The organism is Bacteroides sp. HPS0048 (assembly GCF_964240755.1).
In the GTDB taxonomy this organism is placed as follows: Bacteria; Bacteroidota; Bacteroidia; order Bacteroidales; family Bacteroidaceae; genus Bacteroides; species Bacteroides nordii.
On record NZ_CAXSVC010000003.1, the window covers coordinates 290,365 to 309,847 of the forward strand.

20 protein-coding genes are annotated in these 19,483 nt (G+C 37.2%); 19 read left to right on the plus strand and 1 reads right to left on the minus strand.

The window, feature by feature from the left end:
• Positions 1 to 126: 126 nt before the first annotated feature.
• The 19 genes from tsaD to ACESQI_RS04100 all read left to right on the plus strand — a co-directional run bounded on the left by tsaD (position 127) and on the right by ACESQI_RS04100 (position 18,018).
• Entirely contained in the window at positions 127 to 1,146 is a 1,020-nt protein-coding gene (tsaD, locus tag ACESQI_RS04010) for a tRNA (adenosine(37)-N6)-threonylcarbamoyltransferase complex transferase subunit TsaD (RefSeq protein ID WP_002560152.1), read from the plus strand.
• Positions 1,147 to 1,205: 59 nt separating this feature from the next.
• Positions 1,206 to 2,438, plus strand: a complete 1,233-nt coding sequence (locus ACESQI_RS04015) for a competence/damage-inducible protein A (protein ID WP_195660394.1) — start codon at positions 1,206 to 1,208, stop codon at positions 2,436 to 2,438.
• Between the two features lie 120 nt (positions 2,439 to 2,558).
• Positions 2,559 to 2,819 (plus strand): 50S ribosomal protein L28, encoded by a 261-nt coding sequence (gene rpmB / locus ACESQI_RS04020; RefSeq protein ID WP_002560154.1) that lies wholly within the window; start codon positions 2,559 to 2,561, stop codon positions 2,817 to 2,819.
• Positions 2,820 to 2,840: 21 nt separating this feature from the next.
• Entirely contained in the window at positions 2,841 to 3,029 is a 189-nt protein-coding gene (gene rpmG / locus ACESQI_RS04025) for a 50S ribosomal protein L33 (protein WP_002560155.1), read from the plus strand.
• A 20-nt stretch (positions 3,030 to 3,049) separates the two neighbouring features.
• On the plus strand, positions 3,050 to 3,208 hold the full coding sequence (locus ACESQI_RS04030; RefSeq protein ID WP_002560156.1) for a DUF4295 domain-containing protein: 159 nt from the start codon (positions 3,050 to 3,052) through the stop codon (positions 3,206 to 3,208).
• Positions 3,209 to 3,469: 261 nt separating this feature from the next.
• Positions 3,470 to 4,429: a signal recognition particle-docking protein FtsY gene (ftsY, locus tag ACESQI_RS04035; protein WP_007485682.1), complete on the plus strand. Its 960-nt coding sequence runs from the start codon at positions 3,470 to 3,472 to the stop codon at positions 4,427 to 4,429.
• Positions 4,426 to 5,724, plus strand: coding sequence for a 30S ribosomal protein S12 methylthiotransferase RimO (gene rimO / locus ACESQI_RS04040; RefSeq protein ID WP_195660385.1), 1,299 nt, complete (start codon positions 4,426 to 4,428; stop codon positions 5,722 to 5,724). Before ftsY ends, rimO begins: the two co-directional genes overlap by 4 nt.
• A 74-nt stretch (positions 5,725 to 5,798) precedes the next feature.
• Positions 5,799 to 6,071 (plus strand): HU family DNA-binding protein, encoded by a 273-nt coding sequence (locus tag ACESQI_RS04045; RefSeq protein ID WP_195660386.1) that lies wholly within the window; start codon positions 5,799 to 5,801, stop codon positions 6,069 to 6,071.
• 12 nt (positions 6,072 to 6,083) lie between these two features.
• Positions 6,084 to 7,475 carry an HU family DNA-binding protein gene (locus ACESQI_RS04050; RefSeq protein ID WP_195660387.1) on the plus strand — a complete coding sequence of 464 codons (1,392 nt, stop codon included), beginning with the start codon at positions 6,084 to 6,086 and terminating at the stop codon, positions 7,473 to 7,475.
• A gap of 259 nt (positions 7,476 to 7,734) precedes the next feature.
• A complete protein-coding gene (locus tag ACESQI_RS04055) occupies positions 7,735 to 8,730 on the plus strand; it encodes a MoxR family ATPase (protein ID WP_002560161.1) in 996 nt (331 codons plus the stop codon).
• Between the two features lie 57 nt (positions 8,731 to 8,787).
• Positions 8,788 to 9,657 carry a DUF58 domain-containing protein gene (locus tag ACESQI_RS04060; RefSeq protein ID WP_007485679.1) on the plus strand — a complete coding sequence of 290 codons (870 nt, stop codon included), beginning with the start codon at positions 8,788 to 8,790 and terminating at the stop codon, positions 9,655 to 9,657.
• Between the two features lie 10 nt (positions 9,658 to 9,667).
• Positions 9,668 to 10,741 (plus strand): membrane exported protein, encoded by a 1,074-nt coding sequence (locus tag ACESQI_RS04065; protein WP_025868009.1) that lies wholly within the window; start codon positions 9,668 to 9,670, stop codon positions 10,739 to 10,741.
• Positions 10,742 to 10,789: 48 nt separating this feature from the next.
• Positions 10,790 to 11,773: a VWA domain-containing protein gene (locus tag ACESQI_RS04070; protein ID WP_195660388.1), complete on the plus strand. Its 984-nt coding sequence runs from the start codon at positions 10,790 to 10,792 to the stop codon at positions 11,771 to 11,773.
• A gap of 52 nt (positions 11,774 to 11,825) precedes the next feature.
• Positions 11,826 to 12,854 carry a VWA domain-containing protein gene (locus ACESQI_RS04075; protein WP_195660389.1) on the plus strand — a complete coding sequence of 343 codons (1,029 nt, stop codon included), beginning with the start codon at positions 11,826 to 11,828 and terminating at the stop codon, positions 12,852 to 12,854.
• Positions 12,855 to 12,862: 8 nt separating this feature from the next.
• Entirely contained in the window at positions 12,863 to 13,579 is a 717-nt protein-coding gene (locus ACESQI_RS04080) for a tetratricopeptide repeat protein (RefSeq protein ID WP_195349227.1), read from the plus strand.
• 33 nt (positions 13,580 to 13,612) lie between these two features.
• Entirely contained in the window at positions 13,613 to 15,454 is a 1,842-nt protein-coding gene (locus tag ACESQI_RS04085; protein ID WP_007485673.1) for a BatD family protein, read from the plus strand.
• Positions 15,455 to 15,473: 19 nt separating this feature from the next.
• Positions 15,474 to 16,307 carry a tetratricopeptide repeat protein gene (locus ACESQI_RS04090; RefSeq protein WP_002560168.1) on the plus strand — a complete coding sequence of 278 codons (834 nt, stop codon included), beginning with the start codon at positions 15,474 to 15,476 and terminating at the stop codon, positions 16,305 to 16,307.
• A gap of 200 nt (positions 16,308 to 16,507) precedes the next feature.
• A complete protein-coding gene (locus tag ACESQI_RS04095) occupies positions 16,508 to 16,798 on the plus strand; it encodes a hypothetical protein (RefSeq protein ID WP_002560169.1) in 291 nt (96 codons plus the stop codon).
• Between the two features lie 83 nt (positions 16,799 to 16,881).
• Positions 16,882 to 18,018, plus strand: coding sequence for a universal stress protein (locus ACESQI_RS04100; RefSeq protein WP_002560170.1), 1,137 nt, complete (start codon positions 16,882 to 16,884; stop codon positions 18,016 to 18,018).
• 229 nt (positions 18,019 to 18,247) lie between these two features.
• On the opposite strand, the gene ACESQI_RS04105 is transcribed toward ACESQI_RS04100, so the two are convergent.
• Complete coding sequence (locus ACESQI_RS04105) at positions 18,248 to 19,465, minus strand: M48 family metallopeptidase (protein WP_002560171.1); 1,218 nt, start codon at positions 19,463 to 19,465, stop codon at positions 18,248 to 18,250.
• Positions 19,466 to 19,483: the final 18 nt, after the last annotated feature.

Consider the following 19,483-nt stretch of genomic DNA (forward strand, 5'->3'; position numbering starts at 1 on the left):
AGCGTACAGTCTTTTTCAGCGTTCTGATAAGCGGTTACTTTTATTTTGCGAACAAAAATATAAAATAGTTCGTTATGAATCGTACTTTTATCATTACTTTTGCACCGTTTAAACATCAAAAAAACTATGAGTACAATAATATTAGGAATTGAGTCCTCTTGTGATGATACGTCGGCAGCCGTTATCAAGGATGGTTATTTGCTGTCGAATGTGGTATCCAGCCAGGCTGTTCATGAAGCGTATGGGGGAGTAGTACCTGAGCTTGCTTCGCGTGCACATCAGCAAAATATAGTTCCGGTGGTACATGAAGCATTAAAACGTGCAGGGGTGACCAAGGAGGAATTGAGTGCTGTAGCTTTTACGCGTGGTCCGGGATTAATGGGGTCATTACTTGTGGGAGTTTCGTTTGCAAAAGGTTTTGCCCGTTCTTTAAATATACCAATGGTTGATGTTAATCATCTGACAGGTCATGTGTTAGCCCATTTTATTAAAGTAGAGGGTGAAGAAATTCAGCAGCCTAGCTATCCTTTTCTTTGCTTGCTTGTGTCGGGTGGAAATTCGCAGATAGTATTGGTGAAGGCATATAATGATATGGAAATTCTGGGGCAGACTATTGATGATGCTGCCGGAGAAGCAATTGACAAATGCTCAAAGGTGATGGGGCTCGGATATCCGGGAGGGCCAATTATTGATAAATTAGCACGCCAGGGAAATCCGAAAGCATTTACTTTTAGTAAACCGCATATACCGGGACTGGATTATAGTTTTAGTGGATTGAAGACTTCCTTCCTTTATTCACTTCGTGATTGGATGAAGGATGATCCTGATTTCATTGAACATCATAAGGTAGATCTTGCAGCTTCCCTGGAAGCGACAATTGTAGATATTCTTATGGATAAACTTCGGAAAGCTGCCAAGCAGTATAAAATAAATGAGGTAGCTGTAGCTGGTGGAGTATCTGCCAATAACGGATTGCGTAACTCTTTCCGTGAGCATGCCGAAAAATATGGCTGGAAAATATTTATTCCTAAATTCAGTTATACTACAGATAATGCCGCAATGATTGCTATTACAGGTTACTTCAAGTATTTGGATCAGGACTTTTGTTCAATCGAACTTCCAGCTTATTCGCGTGTTACTTTGTGATATAAAAGAGATTTGTATTGAAAGAGGTTTCTAATTACAATTATCTGATTGGTATAAGTATGTTTGCAGAGATTATTACAATAGGCGATGAACTACTGATAGGGCAGGTTGTCGATACAAATTCGGCCTGGATGGGGCGTGAGTTGAATAAAGTTGGCATTGAGGTGATTCGTGTTGTTTCTGTCCGTGATCGTGCGGATGAAATAACTGAGGCTGTAGACGATGCGATGAATAGGGCCGATATTGTATTGATGACTGGTGGATTGGGGCCTACGAAAGATGATATAACCAAACAGACGTTATGTGCTTATTTTGATACGGAGTTGGTGTTTAGTGAAGAGGTATTTGAAAATATCAAGCGTGTATTGGCAAGTAAGATACCGATGAATGCGTTAAATAAGAGCCAGGCAATGGTTCCGAAAGATTGTCTTGTGATAAATAACCGGGTAGGTAGTGCGTCCGTTAGTTGGTTTGAAAAAAATGGTAAGGTATTGGTATCTATGCCGGGTGTGCCTCAGGAAATGATTACTGTGATGAGCGAAGAGGTAATTCCTCGTTTGCGTCAGAAATTTGATACAGATGTTATTATACATAAGACTTTTACCGTAAAGAATTATCCTGAATCTGTCTTGGCAGAAAAACTTGAATCATGGGAAGAGGCTTTGCCTGAATCTATAAAATTGGCCTATTTGCCTAAACCCGGTATTATTCGGCTTCGACTTACAGGACGTGGAAAGGATAAAGAAGAGGTGCAATCTCAGATTTCCGTTGAAGGGTGTAAACTGAAGTATATTTTGGGGGATGCTGTTTTTGATGAAGAAGATACTCCTCTTGAAATACTTATTGGAAATTTGCTAAGAGAGAAGAATTTGACCGTATCCACCGCAGAGAGTTGTACGGGAGGAAGCATTGCTGCTAAATTAACTTCCGTGCCTGGTAGTTCGGATTACTTTAAAGGAGGGATTGTTGCTTATTCTAATGAAATTAAGGAATCGTTGTTGGGGGTGTCGTCTGAAACGCTCAAAAAACAGGGGGCTGTCAGTGAAGAAACTGTGATTGAAATGGTAAAAGGTGCGATGAAAGCGTTGAAAACTGATTGCGCCGTTTCAACTTCAGGAATAGCCGGTCCTGGTGGAGGGACAAAAGAGAAACCGGTGGGGACCGTTTGGATTGCTGCTGCCTATAAAAATGAAATTCGAACAATGAAACAAGATACAGACCGTGGGAGAGAGATGAATGTCGAGAGAGCTGGGAATAATGCCTTTTTGTTACTTCTGGACCTTCTAAAATAAAGAAAAAGTGTACTGTATAACGAATTATTTTAAGAATTACTTGTTTTATATCTATAAAAGTGCTTACTTTGCGCTCTGTTTGAAATAAGTATAGATAAAAACTATAAAAATAAGATAGAAATGTCGAAGATTTGTCAAATTACCGGAAAGAAAGCCATGATTGGCAACAATGTTTCACACTCAAAGAGAAGAACAAAGAGAACCTTTGATTTGAACTTGTTTAACAAGAAGTTCTATTATGTAGAACAGGACTGCTGGATCAGCCTTAGCCTTTGTGCTGCTGGTTTGCGCATTATTAACAAAAAAGGATTGGATGCTGCACTGAACGATGCAGTTGCTAAAGGGTATTGTGATTGGAAAACCATTAAAGTGATTGGCTAAACGTAGAGGAGAAAACTGATTATGGCAAAGAAAGCAAAAGGTAATAGAGTACAGGTGATTCTGGAATGTACAGAACATAAAGATAGCGGTATGCCGGGAACATCTCGTTATATCACAACAAAAAATAGAAAGAATACTACAGAAAGACTTGAGTTGAAGAAATACAACCCTATTCTGAAGAGAGTAACAGTTCACAAGGAAATTAAATAATAAAAGATAGAGAATAACCCATGGCAAAGAAAACAGTAGCAAGTTTGCACGAAGGATCTAAAGAAGGTCGTTCTTATACTAAGGTTATCAAAATGGTTAAGTCTCCGAAAACTGGTGCTTACATTTTTGATGAACAGATGGTTCCTAACGAAAAGGTACAAGACTTTTTCAAGAAATAATAGATTGCGGTTGCCCTGCAATTAAAAAATCCTCTCATGTTGTTATTGGGGGGATTTTTTTTGTAGTTATAGATTTGTGAATCTTTATTTGTAATTCTATAAATAAAAAAGAGCTCTTCTGAACAGTTTGAAATGCTTTCTTGTTGTTGTTTGAAGTTTACTAAAACGTTGTGGAGTTTCAATTTTTTTGCCTCACTTTTTAGTTTTTCATTACTTTATTATATCTTTGTAGCATAATGTATTATACAAATAGTAAGTATCATGGGATTTTTTAGTTTTTTTTCAAAGGAAAAGAAGGAAACTTTAGATAAAGGATTATCTAAAACCAAGGAAAGCGTGTTCAGTAAGATAGCCCGTGCAGTAGCCGGTAAGTCAAAAGTGGACGACGAAGTGTTAGATAATTTGGAAGAGGTGCTCATTACTTCTGATGTAGGTGTAGAGACTACATTAAACATCATTAAGCGTATTGAAAAACGTGCTTCAAATGATAAATATGTAAACACACAAGAACTTAATACTATTCTTCGTGATGAAATAGCTGCATTGCTGACAGAGAATAACTCTGATGATGTAGCTGATTTTGATGTGCCAATAGATAAGAAGCCATATGTAATTATGGTAGTGGGTGTTAATGGGGTAGGCAAGACTACTACTATTGGAAAATTGGCATATCAGTTTAAGAAAGCCGGAAAATCAGTGTACTTGGGTGCTGCGGATACATTCCGTGCTGCTGCCGTGGAGCAATTGGTTATTTGGGGTGAAAGAGTAGGAGTACCTGTTATTAAGCAAAAAATGGGTTCTGATCCCGCTTCCGTAGCATACGATACACTAAGTTCGGCTGTTTCCAATGGTGCTGATGTGGTTATTATTGATACTGCCGGGCGCTTGCATAATAAGGTAGGATTGATGAATGAACTGACAAAGATCAAGAACGTTATGAAGAAAGTTGTACCTGATGCTCCTAATGAGGTTTTGTTGGTGCTTGATGGTTCTACCGGGCAAAATGCTTTTGAGCAAGCGAAACAATTTACATTGGCAACAGAGGTTACAGCTATGGCTATTACCAAATTAGATGGTACAGCTAAAGGGGGAGTCGTGATTGGTATTTCTGATCAGTTTAAAATTCCTGTAAAGTATATCGGTTTGGGGGAAGGTATGGAAGACTTGCAGGTTTTCCGTAAAAAAGAATTTGTAGATTCCTTGTTTGGAGAGAATGCATGAAGAGAAAGACTATAGATATTATAACCTTAGGGTGTTCTAAAAATTTGGTAGATTCAGAACAGTTGATGCGTCAACTGAACGAAGCTGGATATAACGTTACTCATGATTCTGAGAAACCTAAAGGAGAAATTGCAGTAATAAATACCTGTGGCTTTATAGGTGATGCAAAAGAGGAGTCTATTAATATGATTCTTGAATTTGCTCAGGAGAAGGAAGAAGGGAATCTGGAGAAATTATTCGTGATGGGATGTTTGTCGGAACGATACTTAAAAGAACTGGCAATCGAAATTCCCCAGGTTGATAAATTTTATGGAAAGTTTAATTGGAAAGAACTGCTGAAAGATCTGGGTAAAGCCTATCACGATGAATTACACATTGAACGAACATTAACTACTCCCGGTCATTATGCTTATCTGAAAATCTCGGAAGGGTGTGACCGCAAATGCTCGTATTGTGCTATTCCTATAATAACAGGACACCATGTGTCACGGCCGATTGAAGAAATACTGGATGAGGTGAAATATCTTGTGTCTCAGGGTGTGAAAGAGTTTCAGGTTATAGCACAAGAGCTTACTTATTACGGAATTGACTTGTATAAGAAACAAATGCTTCCGGAATTGATAGAACGTATTTCTGATATTCCTGGGGTAGAATGGATTCGTCTGCATTATGCTTATCCAGCTCATTTCCCTACAGATCTTTTTCGTGTAATGCGTGAGCGTGATAATGTATGTAAATATATGGATATCGCTTTGCAGCATATTAGTGATAATATGTTGGAGCATATGCGTAGGCATGTAACAAAGGAGGATACTTATCGGTTAATAGAGCAGTTTCGTGAAGAAGTTCCCGGTATTCATTTGCGCACTACCCTGATGGTAGGGCATCCGGGAGAAACGGAGGCTGATTTTGAAGAATTGAAAGAGTTCGTTCGTAAGGCACGTTTTGACAGAATGGGAGCTTTTGCATATTCAGAAGAGGAGGGGACTTATGCTGCCGAGCATTATGAAGATTCTGTTTCTGCAGAAGAAAAGCAAGCTCGTTTGGATGAATTGATGGATATTCAGCAAGGGATATCATCTGAGTTAAGTGCTGCGAAAGTGGGTAAGCAACTAAAAGTAATTATTGATCGTATTGAGGGAGATTATTATATTGGACGTACAGAGTTTGATTCCCCGGAAGTGGATCCGGAGGTTTTGATTAATCGTGCGGACCAAACGCTTCTGATTGGTCATTTTTATCAGATAGAGGTGATTGATTCTGATGATTTTGATCTTTTTGGAAAGATTATTTAAAGTATTCTTTCATGGAATTTGTTTATTTGCTTAATAATGACTAATATAGCGTCGTACTTTAAAAACTTTTGGATTTGAATAATAAAGATTTTATTTCAGAGTTATCACGTAGATTAGGATATACAATTAAGGATACATCCGAATTATCATCCTCTTTATTGTCGGGTATGACCCAGGAATTACAAGAGGGAAATGTAGTTACAATACAGGGTTTTGGAACCTTTGAAGTAAAGAAGAAAGCAGAACGTATTACAGTCAATCCAACAACGAAGCAACGAATGCTTGTTCCTCCTAAATTGGTTTTGACATACAGACCGAGTGCCCAATTAAAAGATAAGTTTAAATAAAAGTTCACTCTCATGAATGAAAGGTTATATCTGCAGAATTTTATAGACTTATTATCTGAGAAATACGGCATGGATAAAAAAGATGCCGATAAATTTGTTAAAGAGTTCTTTCTTTTGATAGAAGAAGCTCTTGAACAGGACAGGTCTGTGAAAATTAAAGGCTTTGGTACTTTCAAACTGGTAGATGTGGAAAGCAGGGAGAGTGTGAAGGTTAATACGGGTGAACGATTTCAGATACAAGGTTATACAAAGGTTTCCTTTATTCCGGATGGTTCATTACGTGATATTATTAATAAGCCATTTTCTCATTTTGAAACGGTAGTGTTGAATGAAAAGACTGTTTTGGAAGATACTCCGGTGATGGATTCGGATGATGATGGGGAATTGACAGAAGAGGAATCTGTATCCCAGAGTGTGGGGAGAGTGAATCCTGAAGAAAGCATCGGGGAAGTAGAGAGTACTGAGGAAATAGTTGAAGAAGAAAAGTCTTCGATAGAGGAAAAGGAGCAAGACGTTTCTGCTGTGGGAAATACTTCAGTGGCGACAGAAGGACAAGATACGGTAGATGAAGTTGCTACTGAGGAAGATACAGCGGTTACTGAAGTTGTAGTACCGAAAATAGAAGAGGTGAAAAATGAAATAATAGTTGGTGAAAAAGGAGTTTCAGACGATATTATTATGGAGAAAGAAGCTACTCCTTCTGTAAATCAACCTTCTCAATTGGATAAGGAAAAAACAACAGATCCGGAGAATTCTCAATCAGTAGCTCCAAAGTTGTCTGCAGAAGAAATAATAGCCCGGGAATTGGCTGTTTCAACAGTGGCGAATGAAGTGCCGGTTAAAAGAAAAAGTAAACCCAAGCAGGTGAAATCTGAAAGGTCTCCGGTACCTTATCTTATTGCGATCATCGTTATTGTATTATTGCTTTGTGGAGGGGCTTTGCTTTTCATCTATTATCCTGATCTTTTTGATTCTTCGGACAGAATTGAAAAAGTGAAGGAAATGGAAAAAGCTGTTCAGCCTACTTCGGAACCGGTTATTCTTCAAGATACAATAGTCAGAGAAGATACGGTTGCTGAAGTTGTTCCTCCTGTGAAAGAAGAAATTCCGGTGGTTGTTCCTGTATCTAAAAAAGAACCGGAAACAGTGAAGAAAGATGCAGGTAAATCGACAACAGCTAAGTCTGTTCCTTTCAAGCCGGATTCTGTTAGTTATATTATAACGGGAACTAAAACTACATATACTATCAAAGAAGGGGAAACATTAACAAGAGTTGCTTTACGTTTTTATGGAACTAAAGCTTTGTGGCCATACATTGTAAAACACAATCCGGGAGTTATTAAAAATCCCGATAATGTGCCGTATGGAACTACAATTAAGATCCCTGAATTAGTAAGGAAATAATAACCCGGACTTTTTACTTCGCCTGAATGTACATGTTTGTTTCATTCAGGCGGAGTTTTTTGTATAGGAACGAAATGTTATGGAACTGCTAAACCATATAAAAGTACCTTAATCTAAAGGTTTCGCATTGTTTTTTAATAAAAATTAGTTGCAATGGTTAATTTTATGGCGTACTTTTGGAATCGAATTAAAAAGCCTTACACAAACAAGAGGCTTATTTATTATTTGTGGTAATTAAACAATAAAATATTAAGTATTTATGGCTGAATCAATTGATATCCGCGAACTGAATGAGCGGATTGAAAGACAAAGTGCTTTCGTTACCAATCTTACAACAGGCATGGACCAGATTATTGTTGGTCAGAAACATTTGGTAGAGTCGCTGCTTATTGGACTTCTTTCTGACGGGCATGTACTGTTGGAAGGTGTGCCTGGTTTGGCAAAGACATTAGCAATCAAAACGTTGGCATCATTGATTGATGCACAATATAGTCGTGTACAATTTACCCCCGACTTATTGCCTGCTGACGTTATTGGTACAATGGTTTACAGTCAGAAAGACGAATCATTTCAGGTAAAAAAAGGTCCTGTTTTTGCTAATTTTGTATTGGCTGATGAAATAAACCGTGCACCGGCTAAAGTACAGAGTGCTTTGCTTGAAGCGATGCAGGAACGTCAGGTTACTATTGGTAAACAAACTTTTCTTTTGCCTGAACCTTTCTTAGTATTGGCTACTCAAAATCCGATTGAGCAAGAAGGTACTTATCCGTTGCCGGAAGCACAGGTAGACCGTTTTATGTTGAAGGTGGTCATTGATTATCCGAAGTTGGAAGAAGAAAAATTGATTATTCGTCAGAATATTAATGGTGAGAAATTTAATGTAAAGCCTATTCTCAAGGCAGATGAAATTCTTGAGGCTCGTAAAGTCGTTCGTCAGGTTTATCTGGATGAGAAAATAGAGCGTTATATTGTAGATATTGTATTTGCGACACGTTATCCTGAGAAATATGACTTGAAGGAGTTGAAAGATATGATTGGATTTGGTGGTTCTCCACGTGCTTCTATTAATCTTGCGTTGGCTGCGCGTACGTATGCATTCATTAAACGACGTGGGTATGTAATACCGGAAGATGTGCGTGCTGTAGCTCATGATGTACTTCGTCATCGTATTGGTTTGACGTATGAGGCAGAAGCCAGCAATATAACTTCAGATGAAATTATCAGTAAGATATTGAATAAAGTTGAAGTGCCTTAACTTTGATTGAGTGATGAATAATTCTCGATTTTCAAATCTCAATTCTCAATTAAATAGATGGAAACAAGTGAAATATTAAAAAAGGTCCGTCAGATTGAAATAAAGACGCGTGGATTGTCTAACAATATTTTTGCAGGTCAGTATCATTCGGCTTTCAAAGGTAGAGGTATGGCGTTTTCAGAGGTGCGTGAATATCAGTTTGGTGACGATATTCGTGATATCGACTGGAATGTGACTGCGCGTTTTAATAAACCCTATATTAAGGTGTTTGAAGAAGAACGTGAGCTGACAGTGATGTTGATGGTTGATGTTTCCGGTAGTTTGGAATTTGGTACTGTTAAGCAGATGAAGAAAGATATGATAACTGAGATTGCTGCAACATTGGCATTTTCGGCTATTCAGAACAATGATAAAATTGGTGTAATCTTTTTCTCTGATCGAATAGAGAAGTTCATTCCTCCTAAGAAAGGACGTAAACATATTCTTTATATAATTCGTGAATTAATTGATTTTAAACCTGAAAGCCGTCGTACAAATATTCGGTTAGCACTGGAGTACTTGACGAATGTAATGAAAAGGCGTTGTACTGCTTTTATTCTATCTGATTTTATTGATCAGGAAAATTTCAAGAATGCCATGACGATTGCCAACCGGAAGCATGATGTAGTAGCCGTTCAGGTTTACGATAGGCGTGTGGCTGAACTTCCACCAATAGGATTGATGAAAATTAAAGATGCCGAAACCGGGCATGAACAATGGATTGATACTTCGTCGAAAGCAGTTCGTCAGGCACATCACAATTGGTGGGTAAGTAAACAGGATGAACTGAGTGACATCTTTACTAAAAGTAATGTAGATTCAGTATCGGTACGTACAGATCAGGACTATGTAAAGGCGTTGTTGAACTTGTTTGCCAAACGAAATTAACGGAAAGACAATGAATAGAAATAGTTTTCTAATAATACTGTTGTTTTTGTTATCTGGTAGGGCTGTTGCACAGTCTGTTACTGTTGAAGCTAAAATAGATTCTTTGCAGATTCTCATTGGAGAACAGGCAAAGATACAATTGCAGGTGGCAATGGATGCAAAGCAGCGAGCTGTTTTGCCTGCTTATACTGATACAATAGTACGCGGAGTGGAAATTGTGGAAACTGCTAAACCGGATACACAATTCTTGAATGATCGTCAGCGATTGTTGATCACACAAGAATATACTGTAACATCTTTTGATTCTGCTCTTTACTATTTACCTCCAATGGTGGTGACGGTTGATAATAAAGAGTATAAGTCGAAGGCATTAGCATTGAAAGTGTACTCAATGCCAGTGGATACCTTGCATCCGGATCAATTCTTTGGGCAGAAAGCCGTAATGAAAGCTCCTTTTGTTTGGGAAGATTGGTATGGACTAATCGGATGTTCATTCCTTGCATTACCGCTACTTGCTTTGCTTATTTATTTTATCATACGTATTCGTGATAATAAGCCAATTATACGTAAGGTGAAAGTAGAGCCCAAATTGCCTCCACATCAGGCTGCTATGAAAGAGATCGAACGTATTAAGAATGAGAAGGTATGGCAAAAAGGACTTCCGAAGGAATATTACACGGAACTTACAGATACTCTTCGTACTTATATAAAAGATCGTTTTGGTTTCAATGCGTTAGAGATGACTTCTTCGGAAATCATTGATAATCTGATGGAAATGAATGATAAAGAAGCTATTGCAGATTTGAAGGAGCTCTTCCAAACAGCGGATTTAGTAAAGTTTGCTAAGCATGATCCTCAAATGAATGAGAATGATGCCAATCTGATTAATGCTATTGATTTTATTAATGAAACTAAGCAGCCTGATGAGGAGAACCAGAAGCCGCAACCAACGGAGATTACGATTATAGAAAAACGTTCATTGCGTGCTAAGATATTGCTTATTTGTGGCATTGTTTTATTATCAGTAGCTCTTGTAGGTACTTTTGTATATATTGGAATGCAACTTTATAATCTCTTTGCTTAAAGGAGCATTTCTCAATCGTGAATAGTAAATTGTAAAATCGTAAATAGAATGGTTTTTGCCAATATTGAATATTTATTTTTGCTGCTGTTGCTCATACCTTATATCGTATGGTATGTTTTAAAGTGGAAGAAAAGCCAGGCAACGCTTCAAGTTTCGGATGCCCGGGTATATGCACATACACCAAAAAGTTATAAGAACTATTTGTTGCATGTACCATTTGGACTTCGAATCATAGCATTGATATTGATTATTCTGGTACTTGCCCGACCTCAGACTACGGATAACTGGCAAAATAGCGAAATAGAGGGTATTGATATTATGCTTGCTATTGACGTATCTACCAGTATGCTTGCTGAGGATTTAAAGCCTAATAGATTGGAAGCCGCTAAAGATGTAGCAGCTGAATTTATTAATGGACGTCCGAATGACAATATTGGTTTGACTTTATTTGCTGGTGAAAGTTTCACGCAGTGTCCTTTAACAGTGGATCATGCAGTGTTGCTCAACTTGTTTCAAAGTATTAAATGTGGTATTGTGACAGACGGGACAGCAATAGGTATGGGTATTGCTAATGCAGTTACGCGTTTGAAAGATAGTAAAGCAAAATCAAAGGTTATTATTTTGTTAACTGACGGTACGAATAATAAAGGAGATATTTCTCCTTTAACTGCTGCTGAGATAGCTAAGAGTTTTGGTATTCGCGTATATACAATTGGTGTCGGTACAAATGGCATGGCTCCTTATCCGTATCCGATAGGAAATTCTGTGCAGTATGTAAATATACCTGTTGAAATTGACGAAAAGACGTTGACTGAGATTGCAGGTACAACAGACGGAAATTATTTCCGGGCTACCAGTAATTCAAAGTTGAAAGAGGTTTATGAAGAAATTGATAAACTGGAAAAAACAAAGTTGAGTGTTAAAGAATATAGCAAACGTCAGGAAGAATATCGCTGGTTTGCCTTAGCAGCTTTTCTTTGTATATTGCTTGAGGTACTGTTGCGTAACTCAATTCTTAAGAAGATTCCATAGTATAAATGTGATTTCAATCGTAAATTGTAAATCGTAAAATTTAAATAGAAAGATGTTTCGATTTGAAGAACCTGCATATTTATATCTGTTGCTGCTATTACCGTTATTAGCTGTTTTCTATCTGTATTCTAATTACAGAAAGCGAAAAGCTATTCGTCGTTTTGGTGATCCGGTATTGATGGCACAACTTATGTCTGACGTTTCCAAATATCGTCCGGATGTGAAATTTTGGTTGATTTTTGCTGCAATCGGATTGTTTGCTGTATTGTTGGCACGTCCGCAGTTTGGTTCAAAACTGGAAACAGTGAAACGTAAAGGAGTAGAGGTAATAATTGCACTTGATATCTCTAACTCTATGTTGGCGCAGGATGTTCAACCAAACCGTTTGGAAAGAGCCAAGCGTCTTATTTCTAGATTGGTAGATGAAATGGAAAATGACAAGGTAGGTATGATTGTGTTTGCAGGTGATGCTTTTACCCAACTTCCGATTACAAGTGATTATATTTCTGCTAAAATGTTTCTGGAGTCTATTAATCCTTCGCTGATCTCTAAACAGGGAACTGCCATCGGAGCTGCTATCAATCTTGCAACACGTAGTTTCACTCCGCAAGAAGGAGTAGGGCGGGCTATTATTGTCATTACTGATGGTGAGAATCATGAAGGAGGAGCTGTGGAAGCTGCTAAGGTTGCGGCTGAAAAAGGAATCCAAGTGAGTGTATTAGGAATAGGACTTCCTGATGGGGCTCCGATTCCCGTTGAAGGAACGAACGATTTTCGTCGTGATCGGGATGGAAATGTAGTGGTAACTCGACTTAATGAAGCTATGTGTCAGGAAATCGCTAAAGATGGTAAGGGTATATATGTACGTGTTGATAATTCCAATTCTGCTCAAAAAGCTATTAACCAGGAAATTAATAAAATGGCAAAATCAGATGTTGAATCCAAGGTATATACAGAATTCAACGAGCAGTTCCAAGCTATTGCATGGATTATTTTGCTTTTATTATTAGCTGAGATGTTGATATTGGAACGTAGGAATCCGTTGTTTAAGAACATTCATTTGTTCTCTAATAAGAAGTAATTATGCTTATGTCAAAAAGTAAATATATTCTGTTCATTCTGTTTGTGATACTGGCAGCTGGAGCTTCAGCACAAAAGATAGAGAGAGACTATATCCGTAAAGGAAATCGTTTGTTTAACGATAGTGTATTCGTAGACGCTGAAGTGAATTATCGGAAGGCATTGGAAGTAAATCCCAAGTCAACAGTGTCTATGTATAATTTGGGTAATACATTGTCTCAGCAGCAGAAATTTAAAGATGCTATGGAGCAATATGTGGCTGCTGGTAAGATTGAGAAAGATAAAATGAAACTGGCACATATTTATCATAATATGGGTGTTTTATTTCAGGCGGGGAAAGATTATGCTCAGGCTGTAGAAGCTTATAAAATGTCGTTGCGAAATAATCCTAAAGATGATGAAACTCGTTATAATCTGGCATTGGCACAGAAGATGTTGAAGGATCAGCAACAGAATCAGCAAAACCAGGATCAAAATCAAGATCAGAATAAGGATGAGCAGGAAAAGAAGCAGGATCAGCAAAAAGATCAGAATAAGCAAAATGATCAAAAGAAAGATGATCAGCAACAGCAGCCACCCAAGCCTGAGAAGAAAGATAATGAGATGTCGAAGGAAAATGCTGAACAACTCCTTAATTCTGTGATGCAGGACGAAAAGGATACCCAGGATAAAGTTAAAAAACAGCAGCAGGTAATCCAGGGAGGTCGTCTCGAAAAAGATTGGTAATAATAAAGTAAGATGATAAAAACTTCAAAAGAAATGAGAAAACTGATTTTCTTATTGATAATATTTGTAGTAGCAAGCACTAATGTCTTTGCCGATGGTAAAGTATCGTTTACTGCATCAGCGCCTGATGTAGTAGTGGTGGGAGACCAGTTCAGGTTATCTTATACAGTGACTACGCAGAAGGTGAGAGACTTTCGTGCACCATCTATCAAAGGGTTTGATGTATTGATGGGACCTACTCGAAGTACATTTAGTAATACGCAAATAATTAATGGTGCGATGTCTTCAGAAAAAGGAATCACATTTACCTATATTCTGATGGCAACAACTGAAGGTGATTATTCTATTTCTGGTGCAACAATTACGGCAGATGGAGATCAAATGGTTTCTAACTCTGTAAAAATAAAAGTGCTTCCACCCGATCAAAGTGCAGCTGCAACTTCAAGTGGTGCGGCTACTCAGGGGAATAGTTCTTCTGGCAGAAATTCTTCTGCAAGTGTTTCCAGTCAAGACCTGTTTGTAACAGCAACAGCTACAAAAACAACTGTTTATGAGCAAGAGGCTTTTCTGCTGACTTATAAAATTTATACACGTGAAAGCCAGTTGCAATTTGATAATGTGAAATTACCGGATTTTAAAGGTTTTCATTCGCAGGAAATAGAACGTCCATCCAATGCAAAATGGTCGCAAGAGCATTATAAAGGGAGAAACTATTATACTACTGTTTTTCGACAGTTTGTGTTATTTCCACAACAGTCCGGAAAGCTCACGATTGAGCCGGCACGGTTTGATGCCTCTGTTGCGAAAGCAGTACGGAGTGCCGATCCGTTTGATGCATTCTTTAATGGAGGCAGTAACGTTGTTGAAGTGAAGAAAGTACTTACAACTCCGGCTATTACAATCAATGTGAATGCTCTTCCTGCCGGGAAACCTGCTGATTTCTCAGGTGGAGTAGGAGAGTTTACTATTAGTTCTTCAATAAATAGTAAGGATGTAAAAACAAATGATGCAATCACGATTAAGTTGGTAATTTCCGGTACAGGAAATTTAAAATTGCTTTCAAATCCGGAGGTGAAATTTCCGGAAGATTTCGAAGTGTATGACCCCAAAGTAGATAGCCAAGTTCGTTTGACATCGAGCGGGTTGTCTGGTAATCGTGTGATTGAATATTTAGCAATTCCGCGTCATCCAGGTAATTATAAGATACCGGCTGTAACATTCTCTTATTTCGATATTAAATCCAAGTCTTATAAGACGTTGAAAACAGAAGACTATGAAATAAAAGTAGAGAAAGGTGCTGGTAATGCGGATCAAGTGATTGCGAATTTCACAAATAAAGAAGACCTGAAAGTTTTGGGTGAAGATATTCGTTATATTAAGTTGAAAGATGTAACGCTTCAACCTAAGGGAAGTTTCTTCTATGGTTCATTCACTTACTGGTTGTTCTACATAATTCCTGCCATTGCTTTCATTATATTCTTTATTATTTATCGTAAGCAGGCAGCCGAGAATGCTAATGTGGCTAAAATGCGTACGAAGAAGGCAAATAAGGTAGCTACAAAGCGTATGAAACTGGCAGGTAAACTGCTTGCTGAAAATAAGAAAGAAGCATTCTATGATGAAGTATTGAAAGCTTTGTGGGGATATATAAGTGATAAACTGAATATCCCGGTATCTCGCTTATCAAAGGATAATGTGGAAGAGAAATTGAGAAATCATGGAGTAAGTGATGAATTGATTAAAGAGTTTTTGGATGCTTTAAATGAATGTGAATTTGCACGTTTTGCTCCGGGAGATGAAAGCCAGGCTATGGATAAAGTCTATTCGTCATCTTTGGCTGTGATGAGTAAGATGGAGAATTCAATAAAACATTAAATTAGAAGAGATTAACATCATGAAAAAAATATTGTTTTTTGCATTTAGTTTATTGGTTTCAATAGCTTCTATTGGACAGAACTCGTTGAAGACAGACTCTTTGCAGGCTGTAGAAACAGACTCGATAAGTGCTGGTATGCAACAGTTCTCTTCTAAATTGGAAGATGTTACAAAAGCTGAAGGAGACAGTGCATATATGAGAAACGATTATATTTCTGCTATTCAGATTTATGAGGCGCTGTTGGGGAAAGGTGAAGCTGCAGATGTTTACTATAACCTTGGGAATAGTTATTATAAAGCCGGTGATATTGCCAAAGCAATATTGAATTACGAACGTGCATTACTGCTTCAACCAGGTAATAGTGATATTCGTGCCAATTTAGAGATAGCACGTTCCAAAACGATTGATAAAGTAGAAGCTGTTCCGGAAATCTTTTTTGTTTCCTGGATAAATTCTTTAGTTAATAGTATGAGCGTAGATGCATGGGCTGTGTGGGGTGTTGCTTGTTTTATATTATTGATTATATCTCTTTATTTCTTTATTTTCTCAAAGCAGATTGTATTGAAGAAAGCGGGCTTTATATGTGGGATCATTTTTCTGGTTGTAGTTGTTTTAACGAATATATTTGCCGGACAACAGAAAGACGAATTATTGAACCGTAATAATGCTATCGTGATAAATCCGAGTGTTACAGTTCGTAGTACTCCCAGTGACAGCGGAACGAGTTTGTTTATTCTTCATGAAGGACATAAAGTAGATGTAAAAGATAATTCCATGAAAGACTGGAAAGAAATACGTTTAGAAGATGGTAAAGTGGGATGGATACCCGCTTCTGCAATCGAAATAATATAGGAATAATAATTAAAATAAAAGTAAAAATCCCCGTGTAGATATGTCTACATGGGGATTTTGCTATATAATATCTATCTAAAATTGTATTTTATCTAATATAGTAAAAAAAATAGGTAAATAGTTTGTTTTATCTTTTTTTTTCCTTAAGTTTATAGCGTGATAATGATTCACATTAGTATTAACCATTAAATTTATGTGACATGAGGACAATAACATTCAATGAGCTTCGTAAAATTAAAGATTCATTGCCCAGCGGTAGCATGCATAGAATAGCTGATGAACTTGGTCTACACGTAGATACAGTACGCAATTTCTTCGGCGGACATAATTTTAAAGAGGGTAAAAGTGTCGGAATACATTTAGAGCCCGGTCCGGACGGTGGGTTAGTGATGATTGACGATACTACCGTACTTGACCGGGCTCTTCGCATTCTTGATGAACTAAATATGAGTATGCAAAGAGAAGAAGCTACCGAACCTGTGCAGGCTTAATGAAAAGATATACTTGCAGAATCCCAATTGAATCAAAACAATTGGGATTTCTTATTTGTTAAATTCATATATATTAATGGATTATGGAAGACAAATTAGTTACTTTAGCTATTCTGACTTATACAAAAGCTCAGATATTGAAAAATGTCCTTGAAAATGAGGGTATTGAGACGTATATTCATAATGTGAATCAGATTCAACCAGTTGTTTCATCAGGTGTCCGATTACGCATAAAAGAAAGTGATTTACCAAGGGCGCTCAAGATTACAGAGAGTTCTGTTTGGTTAGCCGAAAGTATAGTGGGAGAGAAGACACCTAATGTTGAGGATGATAATGAGAGTAGGAAGATACTTATTCCAGTGGACTTTTCTAATTATTCGATTAAAGCATGTGAATTCGGTTTTAACTTGGCTAAAGCCTATGGAGCCGAAGTTTTATTATTGCATGTATATTTTACACCTATATATGCATCTTCGTTGCCTTATGGTGATGTGTTTAACTACCAGATAAGTGACGAGGAGACGGTTAAAATGATTTTACAAAAAGTTCATTCGGATTTGAATGCGTTAGCTGATAAAATAAAAGAGAAAGTAGCTTCCGGGGAGTTTCCGGATGTAAAATATACTTGTGTATTGCGTGAAGGAATACCTGAAGAGGAGATTTTACGCTATTCAAAAGAACAACATCCGCGTATTATAATAATGGGTACTCGTGGTAAGAGTCAGAAAGATCTTGATTTGATTGGTAGTGTTACTGCTGAAGTGATTGAACGCAGTCGTACTGCAGTATTGGCTATTCCAGAAAACACGCCATTTAGAGAATTCGGTGCTGTGAAGCGGGTTGCTTTTATGACTAATTTTGATCAAAGGGATTTAATAGCTTTTGATTCCTTTATAAATGCTTGGAAACCTTTTAATTTCGTCGTATCTTTGATTTATCTTGCTGATGTTAAAGAAGCAAAAGATACTTGGAATGAAATAAAGTTGGCTGGTATTAAAGAATATTTCCAAAAACAATATCCGGAACTTGAAATTCATTATGATGTGGTGATGAATGATGATTTCCTTAAAAGTTTTGACGGATATATTAAAGCCAATAAAATCGATATTATCACGTTGACTTCTTATAAAAGAAATATATTTGCTCGTTTGTTTAATCCAAGTATTGCCCGGAAAATGATTTTCCATTCAGATACACCATTACTTGTTATTAACGGATGATCAGAAGAAAAAAATAAGGCATTTAAAATAATGGAATAATCAGCATTATGTTTAATATAAAAAGGCAATTTGTTCGTAAAGAGTAAGTTGCCTTTTTATATGGTTGAAAGTTACTATTCATCAATTACTCTCCTATTATATATAGATCCTATCAAGTGTAAAAAGAAACGGCTGAAATATTAATTATTCCAGCCGTTCATGCTATTTTGGGGAAATATCAAATTGAATTTTAGTTATTCATCAACTTTTCAATTTCGTCAAATTCAGTACCCATGTTTAAATTATAGTAAACTCTATAAAGACCCGGTGCCCACAAATCTTTCTGATCAGGTTTCAGTTCTCTCGCCTTTTCATAATAAGGTTTTGCTTCTTCATAGAATTTTTTGATAGTAGCTTGAGCTTGTGCATACTTAGGATCGTTAACATCCGTAGTAGACTGATCTGCAAAATCCTGAGCTTTCATCAGCAATACTAAACCTAAGTTTGAATAAGCTTCTGCATATTGAGGATCAACTTCAATTGTTTTTTTGTAGAAATCAAGTGCTTTATCATAATCTTTCATATTGTGATAAAGATATGCCTTCACATACAGATACAATTTGTTATTAGGATCTTTAGCCAACATACCGTCAGCAAATTCCATTGCTTTTTCTGGTTGGTTAGAACTGCTATAATAGTCAACAAGATTTGCAAAGAAGTATTGATTTTCTGGGAATTTGAGGATACCTTCTTTTAGAGATTCCACCCATTTGGCAGTATCACCTTTTGCTTTTAAAGCATCTGCCCATAACTGCATGGCAATTGAGCCATTATCTTTGTCTTTAATTGCTATAGGAGCATATTTCAAGATAGCATCTTTATCCTCTACTCCATTGGCAGCTAATGTGGCGTAATACGCAATCTGAGGTAGCAACGTGTCAGATACAGCCAGATTTTCTTTCTCCAACATCGGATAAGAAGCTGATTCTACGTATGTTCCGAAGAATTTCAAGGCTTCTGCGCTCTTATTAAGATTGAAATACTGTATTCCTCCATTGATCAGGTTAGGACGTTCCGCCATCATTGAAGCAGCATTGGCTTTTCTATATTTATTTTTAACCTTGCCTTTTTCGTTAGGTATTTCTGCCAATTCGTCACATTTCAAGAAGTACTCATACATTTTCAGGATGCTGTTGTACGCTTTCAATGTATCATAGGGTTTTCTCAGATAAGCATTTTCCATCTCCTTTTCGTTGATTTTCTTTTGGATCAAGCCTGCTACATCCCATGTAGCTGCATCATCCTTTGTTTCAGGATTAGTCAATGCTCCGTTAATCAGCTGTTCAGCTTTTTTGAAGTCAGGTTTTACATCGCTGGCAATGCCTTTAGCTTCTTTTACGCTCTTCTGTTGAGCAAATGTGAAACTGACAGCCATCAGTAGAACCATTGAAAATAATACTCTTTTCATGATTGTTGTTTGATTAAT

Excerpts from the sequence above, each read along its gene's own strand:
- tsaD (WP_002560152.1), top strand. The coding sequence starts at position 127 with ATGAGTACAATAATATTAGGAATTGAGTCCTCTTGTGATGATACGTCG.
- ACESQI_RS04015 (WP_195660394.1), top strand. The coding sequence starts at position 1,206 with ATGTTTGCAGAGATTATTACAATAGGCGATGAACTACTGATAGGGCAG.
- rpmB (WP_002560154.1), top strand. The coding sequence starts at position 2,559 with ATGTCGAAGATTTGTCAAATTACCGGAAAGAAAGCCATGATTGGCAAC.
- rpmG (WP_002560155.1), top strand. The coding sequence starts at position 2,841 with ATGGCAAAGAAAGCAAAAGGTAATAGAGTACAGGTGATTCTGGAATGT.
- ACESQI_RS04030 (WP_002560156.1), top strand. The coding sequence starts at position 3,050 with ATGGCAAAGAAAACAGTAGCAAGTTTGCACGAAGGATCTAAAGAAGGT.
- ftsY (WP_007485682.1), top strand. The coding sequence starts at position 3,470 with ATGGGATTTTTTAGTTTTTTTTCAAAGGAAAAGAAGGAAACTTTAGAT.
- rimO (WP_195660385.1), top strand. The coding sequence starts at position 4,426 with ATGAAGAGAAAGACTATAGATATTATAACCTTAGGGTGTTCTAAAAAT.
- ACESQI_RS04050 (WP_195660387.1), top strand. The coding sequence starts at position 6,084 with ATGAATGAAAGGTTATATCTGCAGAATTTTATAGACTTATTATCTGAG.
- ACESQI_RS04055 (WP_002560161.1), top strand. The coding sequence starts at position 7,735 with ATGGCTGAATCAATTGATATCCGCGAACTGAATGAGCGGATTGAAAGA.
- ACESQI_RS04060 (WP_007485679.1), top strand. The coding sequence starts at position 8,788 with ATGGAAACAAGTGAAATATTAAAAAAGGTCCGTCAGATTGAAATAAAG.
- ACESQI_RS04065 (WP_025868009.1), top strand. The coding sequence starts at position 9,668 with ATGAATAGAAATAGTTTTCTAATAATACTGTTGTTTTTGTTATCTGGT.
- ACESQI_RS04070 (WP_195660388.1), top strand. The coding sequence starts at position 10,790 with ATGGTTTTTGCCAATATTGAATATTTATTTTTGCTGCTGTTGCTCATA.
- ACESQI_RS04075 (WP_195660389.1), top strand. The coding sequence starts at position 11,826 with ATGTTTCGATTTGAAGAACCTGCATATTTATATCTGTTGCTGCTATTA.
- ACESQI_RS04080 (WP_195349227.1), top strand. The coding sequence starts at position 12,863 with ATGTCAAAAAGTAAATATATTCTGTTCATTCTGTTTGTGATACTGGCA.
- ACESQI_RS04085 (WP_007485673.1), top strand. The coding sequence starts at position 13,613 with ATGAGAAAACTGATTTTCTTATTGATAATATTTGTAGTAGCAAGCACT.
- ACESQI_RS04090 (WP_002560168.1), top strand. The coding sequence starts at position 15,474 with ATGAAAAAAATATTGTTTTTTGCATTTAGTTTATTGGTTTCAATAGCT.
- ACESQI_RS04095 (WP_002560169.1), top strand. The coding sequence starts at position 16,508 with ATGAGGACAATAACATTCAATGAGCTTCGTAAAATTAAAGATTCATTG.
- ACESQI_RS04100 (WP_002560170.1), top strand. The coding sequence starts at position 16,882 with ATGGAAGACAAATTAGTTACTTTAGCTATTCTGACTTATACAAAAGCT.
- ACESQI_RS04105 (WP_002560171.1), bottom strand. The coding sequence starts at position 19,465 with ATGAAAAGAGTATTATTTTCAATGGTTCTACTGATGGCTGTCAGTTTC.